A 15,748-nucleotide genomic window follows, 5' to 3' on the forward strand; every position below is an offset into this window, starting at 1 on the left:
TCGCTGCCGACACCGTCAAACCTGCAATAATCTCCGTCGCTTAAGGAACACATGGCTCTCGACCACCACACGACAATACCGTTCTGGACCTGGGCAGCGCCGGCGGCGGCACTCGTGCTGGTTGCCTTCAAATATGCGGGGCTGGTTTCAGACGATTCGACGCTGGTGATCATCCTTGCAGCAATTGCGCTCGGTGCGTCGGTGTTTGCATCCGTGCACCACGCGGAGATCCTGGCGTTGAGGGTCGGCGAGCCGATGGGCTCGATCATCCTGGCGGCCGCGGTGACGATCCTGGAAGTCGGGTTGATCGTCTCCATCATGCTTGCCGGCTCGGAGGGGAGCGAGTCCGTGGCGCGCGACACGGTGTTTTCGGCGCTGATGATCGTGCTCAACTGCGTGATCGGACTTTGCCTGGTGTTCGGCGGCCAACGGCATCACGAGCAGACGTTCCAGCTCAATGCCGCGTCCGCCTCGCTTGCCGTGCTCGGCACGCTGGCAGTCATCGTGCTGGTGCTGCCGAATTTCGTCTCGGCGGGCGGCCCGCAGCAATTCTCGTCCATCCAGTTGCTGGTCGTCGGCGTGGTCCTGCTGGTTCTCTACGCGGTCTTCGTCTTCATCCAGACGATCAAGCATCGCGACTATTTCATGGACGTTCCCGTCGCCGGACAGGATCCCGACGAGACGCCTCTCGAACCACCCACATCCAAGGTGACTTTGGTGAGTGCCGTGATGCTTCCGCTCTCGCTGCTTGTCGTGATCCTGTTGGCGAAGGTGCTGTCACATCCGCTTGAGAACCTTGTCGCGGCCGCCGGCCTTCCCCAGGCTGTCGTCGGTGTCGTCATCGCAACGCTGGTGCTGTTGCCCGAAGGCATCGCCTCGGTACGCGCCGCGCTTCTGAACCGGCTGCAGAACAGCGTGAACCTCGTGCTCGGCTCAGCGCTCGCCAGCATCGGCATGACGATCCCGGTTGTCGCCGCCGTCGCCGTGCTGACGGACAGGAAGCTCGCCTTGGGCCTGAGCCCGGCTTCCATGGTGCTGCTGCTGCTGACGCTTTTCGTCAGCACGCTCACATTGGGAACCGGACGCACCACCGTGCTGCAAGGCGCGGTGCACCTCGGCATCTTCGTCATGTTCCTGCTGATCACGGCGGTGCCGTAGACAACAAGCCACCGGGTGCTTTGTCAGCGACCGTGGAAAGCCACGTGCAACTGCCGCACTTGTTCCGCAAGCTCGGGAACCGGACCTTCGACCGCAATGCCTTCGACGACGCTTTCGATCGGCAAGGCCCGAACCCGGGAAGCACTCACCCCGAGCTCGGCGAGCCAGGCGGTCAGCTGTTTCGTCGAACTGGCGTAGACGATACGACCCAGCCCCACCCAGCCATGAGCTGCGGAACACATCGGGCAGTGTTCGCCTGACGTGTAGACGGTCGCGACAGCACGCTCTTCCGGCGTCATGTTGTTGGCGGCCCAGCGCGCGATCGCGAACTCGGGATGCTGGGTATGATCGCCGCCCGCGACATGGTTGTGATCTTCGAACAGCACATCGCCAGCGCCGGACACCAGGATCGAGCCGAAAGGTTCGTCGCCCGTGTCCAGGGCGGTTCTCGCCAGGTCGACACAGCGGCGCAGGTGCTTCAGGTCAACGTCGTTCATCGCGGCATCCAATTCTCAAACGGGGACGATCTTGCCAGATGGAGGCATCCGTGACCGGCATTCCCCGGCTGGCGGACAACTCTAACTGGACTGCGGCTTGCCTGCCACCCAAACGCTCAGATTGTGGCTACCCACGCCCTGGCGATCGCAAGGCCTGACTGGTCGGCCAGCGCGGCATTGCGGGCAGCCTCTGCCGGAAGCCGATCCGGCCAATCGGGCCAGCGCGCAGTTACGGTTTCGGCAAAGGCGGTTGTCCAGTAGTCGACCACAGCTCGATCGGCCTCGAAATGGAACTGGAAGGCGTAGACGGCGCGGCCGAGACGGAACGCCTGGTTCTCGGCCACCATGCTCGAGGCCAGCCGCACGGCGCTGGGCGGCAAGGTGAAGGTGTCGTCGTGCCACTGGAAGATCGGGAAGGCTACCGGCATTGCGCCGAGAACGGCGTCGGTCTTGGCCTCGTCGGTCAAGGTCACACCGTGCCAGCCGAATTCGGAGGCGCCGCCGACCTGGTTCATGCCGCCGAAGGCGCGCGCCAGAAGCTGGCTGCCGAGGCAGATGCCGAGCACCGAGCGATCCTTATGCGCGAAGTCGCGGATAAGGTCGAGCAATTCGGGAAAATAGGGATGGCTGTCGTCGGCAAGCGCATTCTGGCCGCCGCCGAACATCACCAGCGCGTCATGTTCGCTGGCGTCCTTCGGCAACCGGTCGCCAAGATAGGCCTTGCGGACATCGATCTCGGCCTTGGCTTCGGCGAGCGCCGCTCCGACGTTGCCGAGGTCCGTGCCCTGATAATTCTCGACGACAAGAACCCGCATGACCATCCTGACATGAATTGCACTGGTGGTTGCGTATCATGGCAGCAAAGCACTGGCCAAGCGCCGGTGCCGGACAGGAACGGAAAAAGCCTATGCCACTGCAGAACCGGGTCGATCCATTCGGTGCCATCCACGCCGTGCCGGAACGCGGACTGTTCACCGGCAATCGCGGCATCATCCACGACCCGGAAACGAAGACGCTGCTGAAAAAACGCTGGGCGCTGCCGGCCTGGATCATCTGCGTCTGCGAGTATCAGGGCCGCAGGCGCGAGCCGATGGGACGCAACCGGCCTGGGGGCAAAGCCGGCTGGACCGAGCTGTTTTTTCTCGACGAGCCGACCGCACTCGCCGCCGGACACCGGCCCTGCTTCTTCTGCCAGCGGGCACGGGCGACCGAATTCCTTCGCTGTTTTGGCGAAACCGCCGCCATCGCGGAGCCACGTGCGCCGCAGGTGGACGCGCGGCTGCACAAGGAACGTTTCGCTTCGTCCCGCAAGCCTCTGCCACCGATACAAGCGGAAGAGATCGCACGCCTGCCGGATGGCGCGATGGTCGCCGTCGGCGGCATGCCTTTCGCCGTGCGTGGCGGTGTATTGCTGCGCTGGAGCTTTGCGGGATACGGAAAACCGGTCGGCATCGAGACCGCAACAAGAGGCAGCACAGCGCTTGCGCTCATCACCCCTGCGACAACGGTTGCCGTGCTTGCCGCCGGCTTCGCGCCGATCTGGCATGCCAGTGCGGGAGGTGATCAGGCGCCGTAGTCTGGCAAGGTAGTCCCCGTCACGCGCGCAGGCGGATCAGCGGCCGTGACTTGTCCTGGACAACGCTCGGGCGCATGGCGATACGGCGCTCCTGCGCCTTACCCCAGGCGGACATGACGCCGACCGCCTCGTTGAGGGTACGCCCGACATCCGTCACCGAATATTCGACCTTCTGCACCGCGCCGGGAAAAACCTCACGCCTGACCAGGCCATCGACCTCCATCTCGCGCAGTTGCTGGGCCAGCACCTTTTCGCTGACGCCCGGCAGCAGCCGGCGCAATTCGCCGAACCGGCGCGGTGCCAGGTTGATCTCCCACAGGATCGCCGTCTTCCACTTGCCGCCGATGGCGTTCAGCGCCGTGGCAAAACCGCATTCGTCGGCCTCGAGATGTTTCATGTCTTCCTCCGGTTCCGGTCGCGCCGTCTCCGATCGGCCGGGTCGGCACTTACTTCAAAGTGCGTAATTTACCCTCGGACTGGGAACGACCTATCACGACAATCAGGTTTGACGAGAGGTATGGGCGCAACCGGGTCGCGGCAAGGCGCTCAAGGCGGCCTGGCCGATACCTCCTGACAGGATCGGCAGGAATGGACAGTGTGAAAACGACGGAACGACCGGGAGATCTCAAGACCAGAACCGCGCGCTGCGGCTGCGGCGGGCTGGCTGTCACCGTCGCGGGCGAGCCACGCAGCGTCTATGCCTGCGCCTGCGTGGAATGCCAGCGCGCCACCGGAACCGCCTTTTCCTACCGCGCGGTCTTCGCCGATGACGCGGTGAAGGCGGTTGAAGGTAAGCGCCGGACGTGGCGCCGCACCGGTGATGCGGGACGCTGGGTGGAGCAGACGTTCTGCCCGACTTGCGGCGCGTTGGTATTCATGACTGGAGAGGGCTTGCCCGGCGCGGTCTCCGTCTCGGTCGGCTGCTTCGCCGATCCGGACTTCGCGCCGCCAGCGACGCTGTTTCGTGCCCGGCGCAAGCATCGCTGGTTCGATCCCGGGCCTCAGACGCGCATAAGCGAATAAGCGCTACTCCAGCGTTTCCTGACCGACCGAAGGGACATTCGGCAGTTCGTAATAGTCGCCGGCGCATTCCGGATAGAGCTGACTTTCCATCCTGAGGCCGGTAGGCCCGTCGATCGTGCCTGCCCATACCGAAAGCCGATCGCTTTCGAAGCGGCGCCAGAACAGGTTGGAGCCGCACACCTTGCAGAAGCCGCGTTCGGCAATGTCCGAGGAGCGGAACCAGGTCAGCGTGTCGCCTTCGATCACCGCATCGGCGGCAGCCACCTGCGTTGCCGCGACATAGTGCCCTGAGGTCTTGCGACATTGCACGCAATGGCAGGCGACGACCGGGCGCAGTTCGCCGCGCAGTTCATAGGTGGTGCCACCGCACAGGCAGCCGCCGCGCGTGATCTTGCTCATGCGTGCTCTCCATCAGCATCCGGCATGAAGCTAGGCGGACTGTTTGACTGGCGATGAGACAAAACCGACGCCTAGTGCAATTCCAGCAAAAGTGCGTAGCGGTTTTGCGTCCGGAATTGCACAAAAGAGTTAGAGCGTTTCCGCCAAGCGGAAACGCTCTAGGCGTCGTTGCCGGCAATGCGGTCAGCCCTGCTTGACCTTCGGCAAGGCCTGCCGCATTGCTCGGCCATGCGCGCCAACTACAAAATGCAACGGCTATTCGTGTCCGACGATCTGTCGGCCGGTGTCGAGTTCGAACCGGACACCCAGCAGAGCCATTATCTGATGCATGTGCTTCGCCTCGGCGAAGGCGCCGAGATCCTGGCCTTCAACGGCCGCGACGGCGAATGGACGGCCGCGATCACCGCCAAGACCAAGAAGGCGGTGCGGCTGACCGTGCGGGTGCAGCAGCGCGAGCAGCCGCCGCTGCCCGATCTGGTCTATTGTTTCGCGCCGCTGAAGGTCGGCCGGCAGGACTATCTCATCCAGAAGGCGGTGGAGATGGGCGCCGGCACACTGCAGCCGGTGCTGACCCAGCACACGCAGGGCAAGATCACGACAGAGCGCATGCAAGCCAACGCCGTCGAAGCCGCCGAGCAATGCGGCGTGCTGGCGGTTCCGACGGTGCGCGAGGCGGTCAAATTCGATCGGCTGCTCGCTGGCTGGGACAAGGAAAGGCGATTGGTGTTCTGCGACGAGGACGCCTCGACCAACAATCCGCTGCCGGCGCTGCAGGCGATTGCGGAAAAGAAGCTGGCACTGCTGGTCGGTCCCGAAGGCGGCTTTTCCGACGACGAGCGCCGGATGCTGCGCGCCCTGCCCTTCGTCACCGCCATTCCGCTGGGTCCGCGCATCCTGCGCGCCGACACCGCCGCTGTCGCGGCGCTGGCGGTGATGCAGGCGACGGTGGGGGATTGGTAGGAGCGCCCTTCCCTTCTCCCACGAGGGGAGAAGGAATGTGCGCCCTACCCGACCTCCCTGTCCGGCCAGGGATTGATCCCGTCGCGCAGCCACAACAGTGTGTCCAGCCAGAAGCCGGTGGCATGACGGTTGTGGAACAGGCTGAAATGGCCGACGGTCTCCTGGCCGAGATCGGCAGGTTCAAGCAGCACCTGCCTGCGCTGCGCGCTACGATAGCGGTCGAGCACGGCCCGGATCGCCGGCACGGTGGCAATCTCATCATCGGACATGGTGACGGCCAGGATCGGCCCCGTCATCGCATCGAAACGGCGCAAGATCGTGTCGTGCTCTTGCCCCGGATAATTGTCCTCCACATGCGGCCGGCGAAAGGCCCATTCGTAAGCGACCCCGGCGGGTAGATCCTCCAGCCAGCCGAGCCGGCGGCCGGGGAAGTAGCCACACAATGCCGTCAGCGCCGGCATGGTGACATGCCATTTCAGATACAGGCGGCTGCGATGTGCCGGTGCGTAATGGCGCCAGCAGCCGAACTGCCCGCCGATGGAGAGCAGGCGGTGGATGACTGGCGCATGGGCGGCCAGTCCGGGCAAGGCGCCGCCGACGCTGTGGCCGACAACGCAGACGGGAGAGGAACCATCGCGTGCGAGCACCCAGGCCAGCACCGCCTCGAAATCCCTTTCGCCCCACTCACGCCAGCGATAGCCACAGCCACGCAAGCTTGCCGGGCGCGAGGCACCGATGCCGCGATAGTCGTAGGTGACGACATCGAAGCCATGTGCGGCGAGGAAGCGGGCATAGTGGTGATAATAGCGGGCAAGCACGCCCGTGGCGGAATTGATGATGACGGTGCCGGCGGCCGTGCCGCGGATACGAGGCCAGAAATGGCCGCCCAAGATAATGCCGTCGGTAGAGATGATCTCGATCGGCCGGGCTTCCTGGATCAGCGCGGAGACGGTCATGACGAGCCTCTCGTGGAGCACGAACACACGAGATTCCGCTTAGCGCAGATCGACTTGTTGTTACACTCACTAGTCGGTATACATAGACATATGAAACCGACCGCGAACACGACCCGCGAACGCATCGTCGCCGCCGCTTCCAAACTGTTCTACGGCCAAGGCGTTCGCGCCGTGTCGGTCGATGCCGTCGCTGAAAAAGCGGGGCTTACCAAGCGCACGTTCTACTATCATTTCGCCAGCAAGGATGACCTGATCGCCGCCTATCTGGAGCGGCGCGACCAGCCCAATCTCGGCCTGTTCCGGCATTGGTTCATGGAAAGCGAGGGCGAGCTTGCCGACAAGGTCGACGCCATCTTCCAGACGCTCGGGCAAGCAGCCAGGCGTCCGGCCTGGAAGGGTTGCGGCTTCCTGCGGACCGCCGCCGAACTTGCCGACATGCCGGGCCATCCGGCGATCCGCATCGGCATTGCGCACAAGAAGCGTTTCGAAGACTGGCTGAAGACGATTTTCGAGGCCGATGGCATTCAAGAGGCCGAGCTGCTTGCGCGTCAGGTCCTGCTTCTGCTCGACGGCTCCTTCGCCACCGTGTTGCTCAACCGCGACCCATCCTACATGGAAAGCGCTGGTACTGCCGCCGCCACGCTAGTCAGGGCCGCTCAAGCGCAACGTCCTCTCTAGACAAAAATCAATTGCAGCGCGATCAAATCCTATTGAGGATTGGCTCAGGATTTTTTGCTTGATCGTCTCCTGACATTTCGTCCACAAGCGCGCGGCGATCATCCGATCCGCCGTCGAAGAGGGGCTCATGGCACGCGACACGACTGATTTCAGACCCATCGAGGGCATGGACGAACTCGTCGACTACCTTGCCAAGGGCAACAAACCACGCTCCGAGTGGCGCATCGGCACCGAACACGAGAAATTCCCCTTCTATGTCGACGGCCATGCGCCGGTACCTTATGGCGGCGACCGCGGCATCCGCTCGATCCTGGAAGGCATGCAGGACAAGCTCGGCTGGGATCCGATCCTGGACGAAGGCCGCATCATCGGCCTGGTCGAGCCGACCGGCCAGGGCGCGATTTCGCTGGAGCCCGGCGGGCAGTTCGAACTCTCCGGCGCGCCGCTGGAATCGATCCACCAGACCTGTCGCGAAGGCAACGCCCATCTGGCGCAGGTGCGCGAGATCGCAGAACCGCTCGGCATCCGTTTCCTCGGCCTTGGCGGCAGCCCGAAATGGACGCTGGCCGAAACGCCGAAAATGCCGAAGTCGCGTTATGAGATCATGACACGCTACATGCCCAAGGTCGGTTCCAAGGGCCTCGACATGATGTACCGCACCTGCACGATTCAGGTGAACCTCGACTTCGAGAGCGAGGCGGACATGCGCCGCAAGATGCAGGTTTCGCTGAAGCTGCAGCCGCTTTCCACCGCATTGTTCGCCAATTCACCCTTCACCGAGGGCCGTCCGAATGGCCTGCAGAGCTGGCGCGGCGACATCTGGCGCGATACCGACAACCAGCGCTCCGGCCTGCTCGAATTCTGCTTCTCGCCGGAATTCGGCTTTGCCGACTATGTCGAATGGGCGCTCGACGTGCCGATGTATTTCGTCATCCGCGATGGCCGCTACCACGACATGACACACATCACCTTCCGCCAGTTCATGGACGGTGCGGCACGCAACGAGGTGCCGGACGGCCTGCCCACGATGGGCGACTGGGCAAACCACCTGTCGACGCTGTTCCCCGATGTGCGCCTCAAACGTTTCCTGGAAATGCGCGGCGCCGATGGCGGCCCGTGGCGGCGTATCTGCGCACTGCCGGCCTTCTGGGTCGGCCTGCTCTATGACGAGGCAGCCCTCGACGCAGCCGAGGCGCTGACGCGCGACTGGAGCTACGAGGAAGTCAGGGCGATGCGCGATGCCGTGCCGGAAAAAGGCATCGGCGCGCCGTTCCGTTCGACCACGCTGCGGGACGTCGCCCGCGAAGTGCTGGCGCTGTCGCGCCTGGGCCTGAAGAACCGCAACAAGCTGAACCGCGACGGCTTCGACGAAACCTCGTTCCTGTCGACGCTGGACGAGGTGGTGGCGCGCGGTACGACCAGCGCCGAAGAGATGCTGGCCGCCTACCACACGCGCTGGGGCGACTCGATCGAGCCGGTGTTCCTGGAGTACGCGTATTAAACTGTAGGCCCCTGTCTCCGTCTGGAAGCAGGGCAATCGCGTGCGGCCGGTCCGACCGCATGCTCCACTCCATCGATCACTTGATCGGAATCCAGATTTCGACCTCACCGAAGCCGGTGCCGGCGTCGAAACGCCCGTCATAACGCTCGAAGTCGGGCGCACACGCCACCTCAAGACCCGATTCCGGCAGGGATTTGTTCCAAATCGTATAGACGGTGCTGCGTATCGCGGAGATATGTCCCCGGTGCGTAAACACTGCGTATCGACGGGCGGGAATTCGAATGCGGCTCAACTCCGCGGGGATGGCCGAGAAGTCACGGACTTCCACGCCGCAGATGTATTCGAAATTGCCCGCATCGTCGCCGTTGCAGCAAACGCCGTAGCACGTCCATCCGACCTGCCCGGGAATACTGCCGATGGAGGGACCGAAACGCTGCCACTGCGCCGGAATGCCCTCATTGGTCTCAAAAGTATAGCGTTCGCCAAGGCCGGCAATCAGCAAGGTCTGACCATCCTCGATGCGAGGAGCTTCCAATTCGACGAGAAGACTATGATCCATCCTGATCGGCTCCAAAAGTTTCAGGTTTTCGAGATGGCCTTGTGCGCGCACCTGCTCGGGCGTGAGGCCGAAATGGTTGCGGAAGGCCCTGGAGAAAGCCTCATGCGAGCCGTAGCCGGCATCCAGCGCCACGGCCAGAATGTCCGGCGCGCCGCCCGAGAGCGCGCGGGCAGCCTCGGCTAGGCGGCGGTTGCGCAGATATCCCATCACGGTGTGGCCGGTTGCGGCCCCGAAGACTCGCGACAGGTGAAAGCGCGAGACGCCACTCGCCTCCGCGACCTCCGCCAACGAAATCGCTTGCGCGAAACGATGCTCGATGAGCCATAGGGCTTTCCCTACAGGATCCATGCGCTCTCCCATGAAGACCTTTTCCTTATGGCCGATTCCAGACGCAGCCATTTGATCGCCGTTGCTCAGGCACATCCTTAAATCTGATGCCGGGACTAGAGTGCTGAGATCACCGTCTCCTCCGCAAGAGGAAGCCAATTGCCCACTTCAATCCTCTCAGGAAAGGCACTACGCTCCCCCAAAAGGCGATGCGCTGCGGAGGAGACGATGCTGAACCTGTTCGATATGCTGAACCAGTCCCAGAACGGCAACGGCATGGAGGCGCTGGCGCGCCAGTTCAACCTGAACCAGCAGCAGACGCAGGCTGCGGTCGAAGCGCTGCTGCCGGCCTTCAGCCAGGGCCTGAAGCGCAACACGGCCGACCCTTATGGCGTCGGCACCTTCATGAATGCGATGGCCAGCGGCCAGTATGGCCAGTATTTCGACAATGCCACGCAGGCCTTTTCACCGCAGGGCGTGCAGCAGGGCAACGACGTGCTCGGCCAGCTGTTCGGTTCCAAGGACCTGTCGCGAGCCGTCGCCGCGCAGGCCGCGCAGGCCAGCGGCGTCGGCCAGCAGGTGCTGCAACAGATGCTGCCCGTGCTGGCCTCGATGGTGATGGGCGGGCTGTTCAAGCAGACCACCAACCAGATGCAGGGAGCCGGCGGCTTCGGGGGCGGCAACAATCCGCTCGGCCAGATCATCGAGGAGATGATGCGGCAGGGCGGCGGCATGATGGGCGGGCAGCCGCAACAGCGCCAGGCGCCGCAAGGCCAGAACCCATTCGGCAACAACCCGCTGGGCGACAATCCGCTTGGCAAGGTGCTGCAGGACATGTTCGGCGGCGGCGCGCAGCAACAGGCGCCGCAACCGCAACAGCAGCCGCAAAACCCCTTCGGCGACAACAATCCCTGGGGCAAGATCCTGCAGGACATGCTGGGCGGCGCACAGCAGGCGCCGGATCCCGGCCCGCAACGCCGCGCTCCGGAACCCGCGCCGAATCCGAGCGGACAGGCGCGCAACCCCTATGACGATATTTTCGGCAAGATGTTCGAGACCGGCCGCCAGCAGCGCGACGACTATCAGCAGGGCGTGGAAAGCATCTTCGACCAGTTCCTGAAAGGCATGGACCGACGGTAGGCGAAAGCACTGGCGCTGCCCTGCCCGCAAGGAGGCGATAGCAGCGCCAAGTCTCGACGCCTGTGAATTGATCTCACAAATCTTTTGCCTGCTGCCACTCTGTTTCACGAAACGACGGACCTCTATCTAGCCGCCATTGGCAGATGGAGACTCCTAAGATGGAATATCGCAACCTCGGCAAATCGGGTCTGAAAGTGCCCGCCCTTTCCTTCGGCGCAGGCACGTTTGCCGGTTCGGGGCCACTGTTCAGTGCTTGGGGCAATACCGGCGTCGAGGAAGCCCGCCGGCTGGTGGACATCTGCCTGGAGGCCGGCGTCAATCTGTTCGACACCGCCGACGTCTATTCCGATGGTGCATCGGAGACGGTGCTCGGCGAGGCGATCAAGGGCCGGCGCAACGACGTGCTGATTTCGACCAAGGCCAGCCTGCCGCTGGGCGACGGGCCGAACCAGTGGGGATCGTCGCGCAGCCGGCTGATCGACGCGGTGGACGCCGCCCTCGGCCGGCTCGGCACCGACCATATCGACATCTTCCAGTTGCACGCCTTCGACGCACACACGCCGATCGAGGAAGTGCTGTCCACGCTCGACGGCCTCGTGCGTGCCGGCAAGCTGCGTTACATCGGCGTCTCCAACTTCTCCGGCTGGCAGATCATGAAATCGCTGGCAACGGCGGACCGGCACGGCTGGTCGCGCTATGTCGCCAACCAGGTCTATTACTCGCTGGTCGGCCGCGACTATGAGTGGGACCTGATGCCGCTTGGCCAGGACCAGGGCCTGGGTGCACTGGTGTGGAGCCCGCTCGGGTGGGGCCGCCTAACCGGCAAGATCAGCCGCAATGCGCCGGTCCCTGCCGGCAGCCGGTTGCATGAGACCGCCAGCTTCGGCCCGCCGGTGGAGGACGAACACCTCTATCGCGTCGTCGATGCGCTGCAGGATGTGGCCAAGGAAACCGGCAAAAGCGTGCCGCAGATCGCCATCAACTGGCTGCTGCAGCGGCCGACGGTGTCATCCGTCATCATCGGCGCGCGCAACGAGGAGCAGTTGCGGCAGAACCTCGGTGCCGTCGGCTGGTCGCTGACGACCGAACAGGTCGCCAGGCTCGACGCGGCAAGCACTGTGACCGCACCCTACCCGCACTTCCCCTATCACCGGCAGGAAGGCTTCGCGCGCCTCAACCCGCCGGCGGTGTGAAAATTTCCTTCTCCCCGTTTGCGGGGTGAGAAAAGCTGCTTCGATGCAGCGCCTCCAAAAGAAAAAGCCCGGTCCGTGGGGGGACCGGGCGGTGCGCAGGTCCCGGCTGGGTCGAGCCGGAAGGGAGTGGGAAACCTGCAGCAACCCTTGCTCTGCTGCGTCTCGCTGGAGGCCGGGACGCGAGCGGGAAAGATCAAGCTGCCTTGCGGACGCGCTCGCTGGTGATCGAACGCAGCTTCACCGTCGGGTCCGAGCCGAAGGGCACGTCGATGGCAACAGAAAGGTCGGCGCGGGTCAGGCCGATATCGGCAAGCTCCGAATCCGACATTTCGCCGAGACGGTAGAAGGTGCGTCGGTTTTGCCAGGCGTGGAAAAAGCCGATCACTCGGTTGAACACACGCGTCGCAGCAGCCGGGGTCGCGGTGATGCGCGCACTCTCAGGGGCGAAATCATACGTGGTCATGGCTCTTCTCCTCGAAACCGCGCGCGACAGGGGTCACCGAAAATGGCGGCCCGCTGCCGTTTCACACGCGCTCATATGGACGATTGGATAAATGCCACATCGCGATTGATTAATCCAACGAATGTTTTTAATCTCTATCATCAACTATGATGATGGATGGATGCCATGAAAGCGCCGCTCGATCTCGACCAGTTGCAAACCTTCATCTCGATCGCAGACACAGGATCCTTCACGCGCGCCGCCGAAGAAGTGCACCGCACGCAGTCGGCGGTGTCGATGCAGATGCGGCGGCTGGAGGAGCGCATCGGCAAGCCGCTGTTCGAAAAGGACGGCCGCTCCAACAAGCTGACCGAGGATGGCGATCGCCTTTTGTCCTATGCCCGCCGGCTGATCTATCTGAACCGCGAAACGCTTTCCGCCTTCGACGACAACCGGCTGGAAGGCACCATCCGCATCGGCACGCCGGACGATTATGCCGACCGCTTCCTGCCTGAGATCATGGCGCGCTTTGCCCGGTCCAACCCGCGTGTGGAACTGACCGTCACCTGCGAACCGACGCCCGGCCTGGTGGAGCAGATCAAGCGCGGTCATCTCGACCTTGCGCTGGTCACCCACAACGACGCGCGCGGCCAGTCTGAGGTGGTGCGGCGCGAGCCACTGCTGTGGGTCACTTCGGCCAACCATGCCACCCATGAGGAAGAGGTGCTGCCCATGGCCTTCGGCCGGCCGAACTGCATCTGGCGCCGCGCCGCCTGCGATGTGCTGGACGAGATGCACCGCGACTACCGCATCCTGTTCTCATCCTTCTCGGCAACGGTCATCGCTGCCGCCGTGCTGTCAGGATTGGCGATCTCGGTGCTGCCGGAATGCGCGCTGCGGCCCGGCATGCGAGTGCTGGGCGAAGCCGACGGCTTCGGCCTGCTGCCGGATTGCCGCATCGGCCTGATGCGTGGCCAGACCAGCCGGCCTGAGATCGTCGAAGCGCTGGCGCGTCACATCGCCGAAAGCCTCGACAACATCTCGGTGCCGATGAACGAGGAAGCCGGCAGCTTCGACTTCGCCTCGCTCGCCTTCACCAAGATGAAGCGCACCAAGCCCAGCCAGATCATGCCGGGCTGGTAAGACAAGGGTGATCGTGCTTTAGCGCCGGCCGCCGCGCACCACCAACACGTTGCCGATCGCGACCAGCGCCAGGCCGACGATGGCGAAGGCGGTCCACCTGTAGCCTTCGAGCACTGTCGAGACCAGCAGCGCGAAGATCGGGAACATCACCGTGGCATAGCCGGCCCGCGCCGCACCAATACGGCCGAGCAGGGTGAGATAGGCGGCAAAACCCATGATGGTGGAAACAACGGCCAGGAACAGCAGCGAACCAAAATAGGCCACCGTCGGCTCCACCGCGAAAGTGCGGCCCATCAGCAGGGCCAGGATCGCCGACCACAGCGTGCCATAGAACATGCCCCAGGCGTTCATCGAGACGAGCGGCAGGCCTTTGCGCATGCCGGCGGCCGAAATCACGTTGCCGATGCAGAAGCTGAGCGTGCCGGCCACGCAGAAGCCAAGGCCGACCAGCGTGCCGCCGCCGAGATCATGGCCGACAATCTCGGGCAGGAACATCAACGCGATGCCGCAGAAGCCGGTGAGCCCGCCGAGCAGGATGCGTGGCGACGGCTTTTCGCGCATGACGATGGCGCCAAGCATCATGTTCATGACCGAGGCCAGCGAAAAAACCACCGACAGGAGCCCAGAGACCAGGTATCCGGCGCCGTAATAGAACAGCAGGAAATTGGACGAGAACATCAGCACGCCGAGTGCCACGAAGCGCATATGGTCGGCCAGGGTGAAGCGCAGCAGACCGCGCTTCAGCACCACCCAGCCGAACATCAGCACCGTGGCGATGGCGAACCGCCAGACGATGTTGACCTCGTTGGCCACCGTGCCGACCTGGAACTCGATGGCATACCAGGACAGGCTCCAGGCGATGACGGTGAGCGCGTAGAGGCCGTAGTCGAGCGGCTCGAAGGGGCGCTCGCTGGCGCTGCGTGTAGCGGGCGCGGCTTCAGGCGGCCGGGATTGCTGCATGTTCATGGCGACGCCTTGATTTCAGGAATTGCGCGCATGGGTAGGCCTGCGGGCCGCGCACGTCCATCGCATTCGTGTGGTCCAGTGATGCCCAAGCCCTACGGAAGGACTTGACCCATCCCCCATCCAGCGCGCCAATCGGCGCATGAGTGATTTTTTCGAAGACGATTCGAGGCCAGGTGCGACAAACGCCACCGAATATACGGTGAGCGAGATTTCCGGCGCGCTGAAGCGCACTGTGGAAGACACCTTCGGCAATGTGCGCGTGCGCGGCGAGATTTCCGGCTATCGCGGACCGCATTCGTCGGGCCATGCCTATTTCGCATTGAAGGACGATCGTTCTCGCCTCGATGCCGTGGTGTGGAAAGGCACGATGAGCAGGCTGCGCTTCCGTCCCGAAGAGGGCATGGAAGTGATCGCGTCCGGCAAACTCACCACCTATCCCGGCAAGTCGAACTACCAGATCGTCATCGACAATCTGGAGCCCGCCGGCGCCGGCGCACTTATGGCGATGCTGGAGGAGCGCAAGCGCCGCCTCGCCGCCGAGGGCCTGTTCGATGCGGGTCGCAAGCAGCTCCTGCCCTACATGCCTTCGGTGATCGGCGTCGTGACCTCGCCCACCGGCGCGGTGATCCGCGATATCCTGCACCGCATCCGCGACCGCTTCCCGCTGCATGTCCTGGTGTGGCCGGTGCGTGTCCAGGGCGAAACGGCCGGCATGGAAGCGACGGTCGCGGTCGAAGGCTTCAACAGCCTGAAGCCGGGCGGGCCGATCCCGCGCCCTGACCTGATCATCGTGGCGCGCGGTGGCGGCAGCCTGGAAGATCTGTGGGGATTCAACGACGAGGGGCTGGCGCGGGCCGTCGCGGCCTCCGACATCCCGGTCATCTCGGCGGTCGGCCACGAGACCGACTGGACACTGATCGACCTGGCCGCCGATGTGCGGGCGCCTACGCCCACGGGTGCGGCCGAAATCGCCGTGCCAGTCAAAGCCGAACTGGAAGCGACGCTGGCCAACCTGTCGGCCAGGCTTGCGGCAGCTCTTTCGCGCGGCATCGACCGCCGCCGCCAGGCTACCCGGGCGGCAGCGCGGGCCCTACCCTCGCCCGACCAGTTGCTGGCACTGCCGAGGCGCCGTTTCGACGAGGCGGAGAACCGGCTCGCCCGGGCACTGTCGGTGGCGATCGAACGCAAGCGCGGCCGCCTCGGCGCCATCCGGCTGACGCCGGCGACGCT

General features: G+C 64.0%; 18 protein-coding genes. 10 read left to right on the forward strand and 8 right to left on the reverse strand.

Features of this window, described 5'->3' with window-relative positions:
- Positions 1-51 precede the first annotated feature (51 nt).
- Positions 52-1,158, forward strand: coding sequence for an ionic transporter y4hA (locus tag AO692_RS07975; RefSeq protein WP_054309531.1), 1,107 nt, complete (start codon positions 52-54; stop codon positions 1,156-1,158).
- A gap of 23 nt (positions 1,159-1,181) precedes the next feature.
- Here AO692_RS07975 and AO692_RS07980 read toward each other — a convergent pair whose 3' ends face one another.
- Both AO692_RS07980 and AO692_RS07985 read right to left on the reverse strand, forming a co-directional pair.
- The gene (locus AO692_RS07980) at positions 1,182-1,655 is read right to left on the reverse strand and encodes a nucleoside deaminase (protein WP_054309532.1); all 474 of its coding nucleotides are present in this window, start codon (positions 1,653-1,655) and stop codon (positions 1,182-1,184) included.
- Positions 1,656-1,771: 116 nt separating this feature from the next.
- Positions 1,772-2,470, reverse strand: a complete 699-nt coding sequence (locus tag AO692_RS07985) for a type 1 glutamine amidotransferase (RefSeq protein ID WP_054309548.1) — start codon at positions 2,468-2,470, stop codon at positions 1,772-1,774.
- A 92-nt stretch (positions 2,471-2,562) separates the two neighbouring features.
- On the opposite strand from AO692_RS07985, the gene AO692_RS07990 reads away from it, so the two are divergent.
- The gene (locus AO692_RS07990; protein WP_054309533.1) at positions 2,563-3,231 is read left to right on the forward strand and encodes a hypothetical protein; all 669 of its coding nucleotides are present in this window, start codon (positions 2,563-2,565) and stop codon (positions 3,229-3,231) included.
- Positions 3,232-3,250: 19 nt separating this feature from the next.
- On the opposite strand, the gene AO692_RS07995 is transcribed toward AO692_RS07990, so the two are convergent.
- Positions 3,251-3,628, reverse strand: a complete 378-nt coding sequence (locus tag AO692_RS07995) for a helix-turn-helix domain-containing protein (RefSeq protein WP_054309534.1) — start codon at positions 3,626-3,628, stop codon at positions 3,251-3,253.
- 191 nt (positions 3,629-3,819) lie between these two features.
- On the opposite strand from AO692_RS07995, the gene AO692_RS08000 reads away from it, so the two are divergent.
- Entirely contained in the window at positions 3,820-4,254 is a 435-nt protein-coding gene (locus AO692_RS08000; protein WP_054309535.1) for a GFA family protein, read from the forward strand.
- 3 nt (positions 4,255-4,257) lie between these two features.
- On the opposite strand, the gene AO692_RS08005 is transcribed toward AO692_RS08000, so the two are convergent.
- On the reverse strand, positions 4,258-4,653 hold the full coding sequence (locus AO692_RS08005) for a GFA family protein (protein WP_054309536.1): 396 nt from the start codon (positions 4,651-4,653) through the stop codon (positions 4,258-4,260).
- A 228-nt stretch (positions 4,654-4,881) separates the two neighbouring features.
- Between AO692_RS08005 and AO692_RS08010 the strand changes: the two genes are divergently transcribed.
- Positions 4,882-5,613: a 16S rRNA (uracil(1498)-N(3))-methyltransferase gene (locus AO692_RS08010; protein ID WP_054309549.1), complete on the forward strand. Its 732-nt coding sequence runs from the start codon at positions 4,882-4,884 to the stop codon at positions 5,611-5,613.
- A 44-nt stretch (positions 5,614-5,657) separates the two neighbouring features.
- Here AO692_RS08010 and AO692_RS08015 read toward each other — a convergent pair whose 3' ends face one another.
- Positions 5,658-6,569: an alpha/beta fold hydrolase gene (locus tag AO692_RS08015; RefSeq protein WP_054309537.1), complete on the reverse strand. Its 912-nt coding sequence runs from the start codon at positions 6,567-6,569 to the stop codon at positions 5,658-5,660.
- A 90-nt stretch (positions 6,570-6,659) separates the two neighbouring features.
- Here AO692_RS08015 and AO692_RS08020 point away from each other — a divergent pair, with 90 nt between their 5' ends.
- A complete protein-coding gene (locus tag AO692_RS08020; RefSeq protein ID WP_054309538.1) occupies positions 6,660-7,247 on the forward strand; it encodes a TetR/AcrR family transcriptional regulator in 588 nt (195 codons plus the stop codon).
- A gap of 127 nt (positions 7,248-7,374) precedes the next feature.
- Positions 7,375-8,748 (forward strand): glutamate--cysteine ligase, encoded by a 1,374-nt coding sequence (locus AO692_RS08025; RefSeq protein WP_054309539.1) that lies wholly within the window; start codon positions 7,375-7,377, stop codon positions 8,746-8,748.
- A 76-nt stretch (positions 8,749-8,824) separates the two neighbouring features.
- Here AO692_RS08025 and AO692_RS08030 read toward each other — a convergent pair whose 3' ends face one another.
- Positions 8,825-9,655, reverse strand: coding sequence for an AraC family transcriptional regulator (locus AO692_RS08030; protein WP_054309550.1), 831 nt, complete (start codon positions 9,653-9,655; stop codon positions 8,825-8,827).
- A gap of 207 nt (positions 9,656-9,862) precedes the next feature.
- Between AO692_RS08030 and AO692_RS08035 the strand changes: the two genes are divergently transcribed.
- Entirely contained in the window at positions 9,863-10,774 is a 912-nt protein-coding gene (locus AO692_RS08035; protein ID WP_054309540.1) for a DUF937 domain-containing protein, read from the forward strand.
- Positions 10,775-10,932: 158 nt separating this feature from the next.
- A complete protein-coding gene (locus AO692_RS08040) occupies positions 10,933-11,967 on the forward strand; it encodes an aldo/keto reductase (RefSeq protein ID WP_054309541.1) in 1,035 nt (344 codons plus the stop codon).
- A 193-nt stretch (positions 11,968-12,160) separates the two neighbouring features.
- Here AO692_RS08040 and AO692_RS08045 read toward each other — a convergent pair whose 3' ends face one another.
- Positions 12,161-12,430: a DUF1127 domain-containing protein gene (locus AO692_RS08045; protein WP_054309542.1), complete on the reverse strand. Its 270-nt coding sequence runs from the start codon at positions 12,428-12,430 to the stop codon at positions 12,161-12,163.
- 165 nt (positions 12,431-12,595) lie between these two features.
- Here AO692_RS08045 and AO692_RS08050 point away from each other — a divergent pair, with 165 nt between their 5' ends.
- A complete protein-coding gene (locus tag AO692_RS08050) occupies positions 12,596-13,552 on the forward strand; it encodes a LysR substrate-binding domain-containing protein (RefSeq protein ID WP_054309551.1) in 957 nt (318 codons plus the stop codon).
- Positions 13,553-13,570: 18 nt separating this feature from the next.
- On the opposite strand, the gene AO692_RS08055 is transcribed toward AO692_RS08050, so the two are convergent.
- Complete coding sequence (locus AO692_RS08055) at positions 13,571-14,518, reverse strand: DMT family transporter (RefSeq protein ID WP_152979756.1); 948 nt, start codon at positions 14,516-14,518, stop codon at positions 13,571-13,573.
- A 139-nt stretch (positions 14,519-14,657) separates the two neighbouring features.
- On the opposite strand from AO692_RS08055, the gene xseA reads away from it, so the two are divergent.
- The coding region (gene xseA / locus AO692_RS08060) for an exodeoxyribonuclease VII large subunit (RefSeq protein ID WP_054309543.1) at positions 14,658-15,748 on the forward strand (1,091 nt) is incomplete at its 3' end.

It is taken from the genome of Mesorhizobium sp. 1M-11, assembly GCF_001303895.1.
Taxonomy (GTDB): domain Bacteria; phylum Pseudomonadota; class Alphaproteobacteria; order Rhizobiales; family Rhizobiaceae; genus Mesorhizobium.

Bases quoted from the DNA above. Each gene is read 5' to 3' on its own strand.
- AO692_RS07975 (WP_054309531.1), top strand. From the start codon at position 52: ATGGCTCTCGACCACCACACGACAATACCGTTCTGGACCTGGGCAGCG.
- AO692_RS07980 (WP_054309532.1), bottom strand. From the start codon at position 1,655: ATGAACGACGTTGACCTGAAGCACCTGCGCCGCTGTGTCGACCTGGCG.
- AO692_RS07985 (WP_054309548.1), bottom strand. From the start codon at position 2,470: ATGCGGGTTCTTGTCGTCGAGAATTATCAGGGCACGGACCTCGGCAAC.
- AO692_RS07990 (WP_054309533.1), top strand. From the start codon at position 2,563: ATGCCACTGCAGAACCGGGTCGATCCATTCGGTGCCATCCACGCCGTG.
- AO692_RS07995 (WP_054309534.1), bottom strand. From the start codon at position 3,628: ATGAAACATCTCGAGGCCGACGAATGCGGTTTTGCCACGGCGCTGAAC.
- AO692_RS08000 (WP_054309535.1), top strand. From the start codon at position 3,820: ATGGACAGTGTGAAAACGACGGAACGACCGGGAGATCTCAAGACCAGA.
- AO692_RS08005 (WP_054309536.1), bottom strand. From the start codon at position 4,653: ATGAGCAAGATCACGCGCGGCGGCTGCCTGTGCGGTGGCACCACCTAT.
- AO692_RS08010 (WP_054309549.1), top strand. From the start codon at position 4,882: ATGCGCGCCAACTACAAAATGCAACGGCTATTCGTGTCCGACGATCTG.
- AO692_RS08015 (WP_054309537.1), bottom strand. From the start codon at position 6,569: ATGACCGTCTCCGCGCTGATCCAGGAAGCCCGGCCGATCGAGATCATC.
- AO692_RS08020 (WP_054309538.1), top strand. From the start codon at position 6,660: ATGAAACCGACCGCGAACACGACCCGCGAACGCATCGTCGCCGCCGCT.
- AO692_RS08025 (WP_054309539.1), top strand. From the start codon at position 7,375: ATGGCACGCGACACGACTGATTTCAGACCCATCGAGGGCATGGACGAA.
- AO692_RS08030 (WP_054309550.1), bottom strand. From the start codon at position 9,655: ATGGATCCTGTAGGGAAAGCCCTATGGCTCATCGAGCATCGTTTCGCG.
- AO692_RS08035 (WP_054309540.1), top strand. From the start codon at position 9,863: ATGCTGAACCTGTTCGATATGCTGAACCAGTCCCAGAACGGCAACGGC.
- AO692_RS08040 (WP_054309541.1), top strand. From the start codon at position 10,933: ATGGAATATCGCAACCTCGGCAAATCGGGTCTGAAAGTGCCCGCCCTT.
- AO692_RS08045 (WP_054309542.1), bottom strand. From the start codon at position 12,430: ATGACCACGTATGATTTCGCCCCTGAGAGTGCGCGCATCACCGCGACC.
- AO692_RS08050 (WP_054309551.1), top strand. From the start codon at position 12,596: ATGAAAGCGCCGCTCGATCTCGACCAGTTGCAAACCTTCATCTCGATC.
- AO692_RS08055 (WP_152979756.1), bottom strand. From the start codon at position 14,518: ATGAACATGCAGCAATCCCGGCCGCCTGAAGCCGCGCCCGCTACACGC.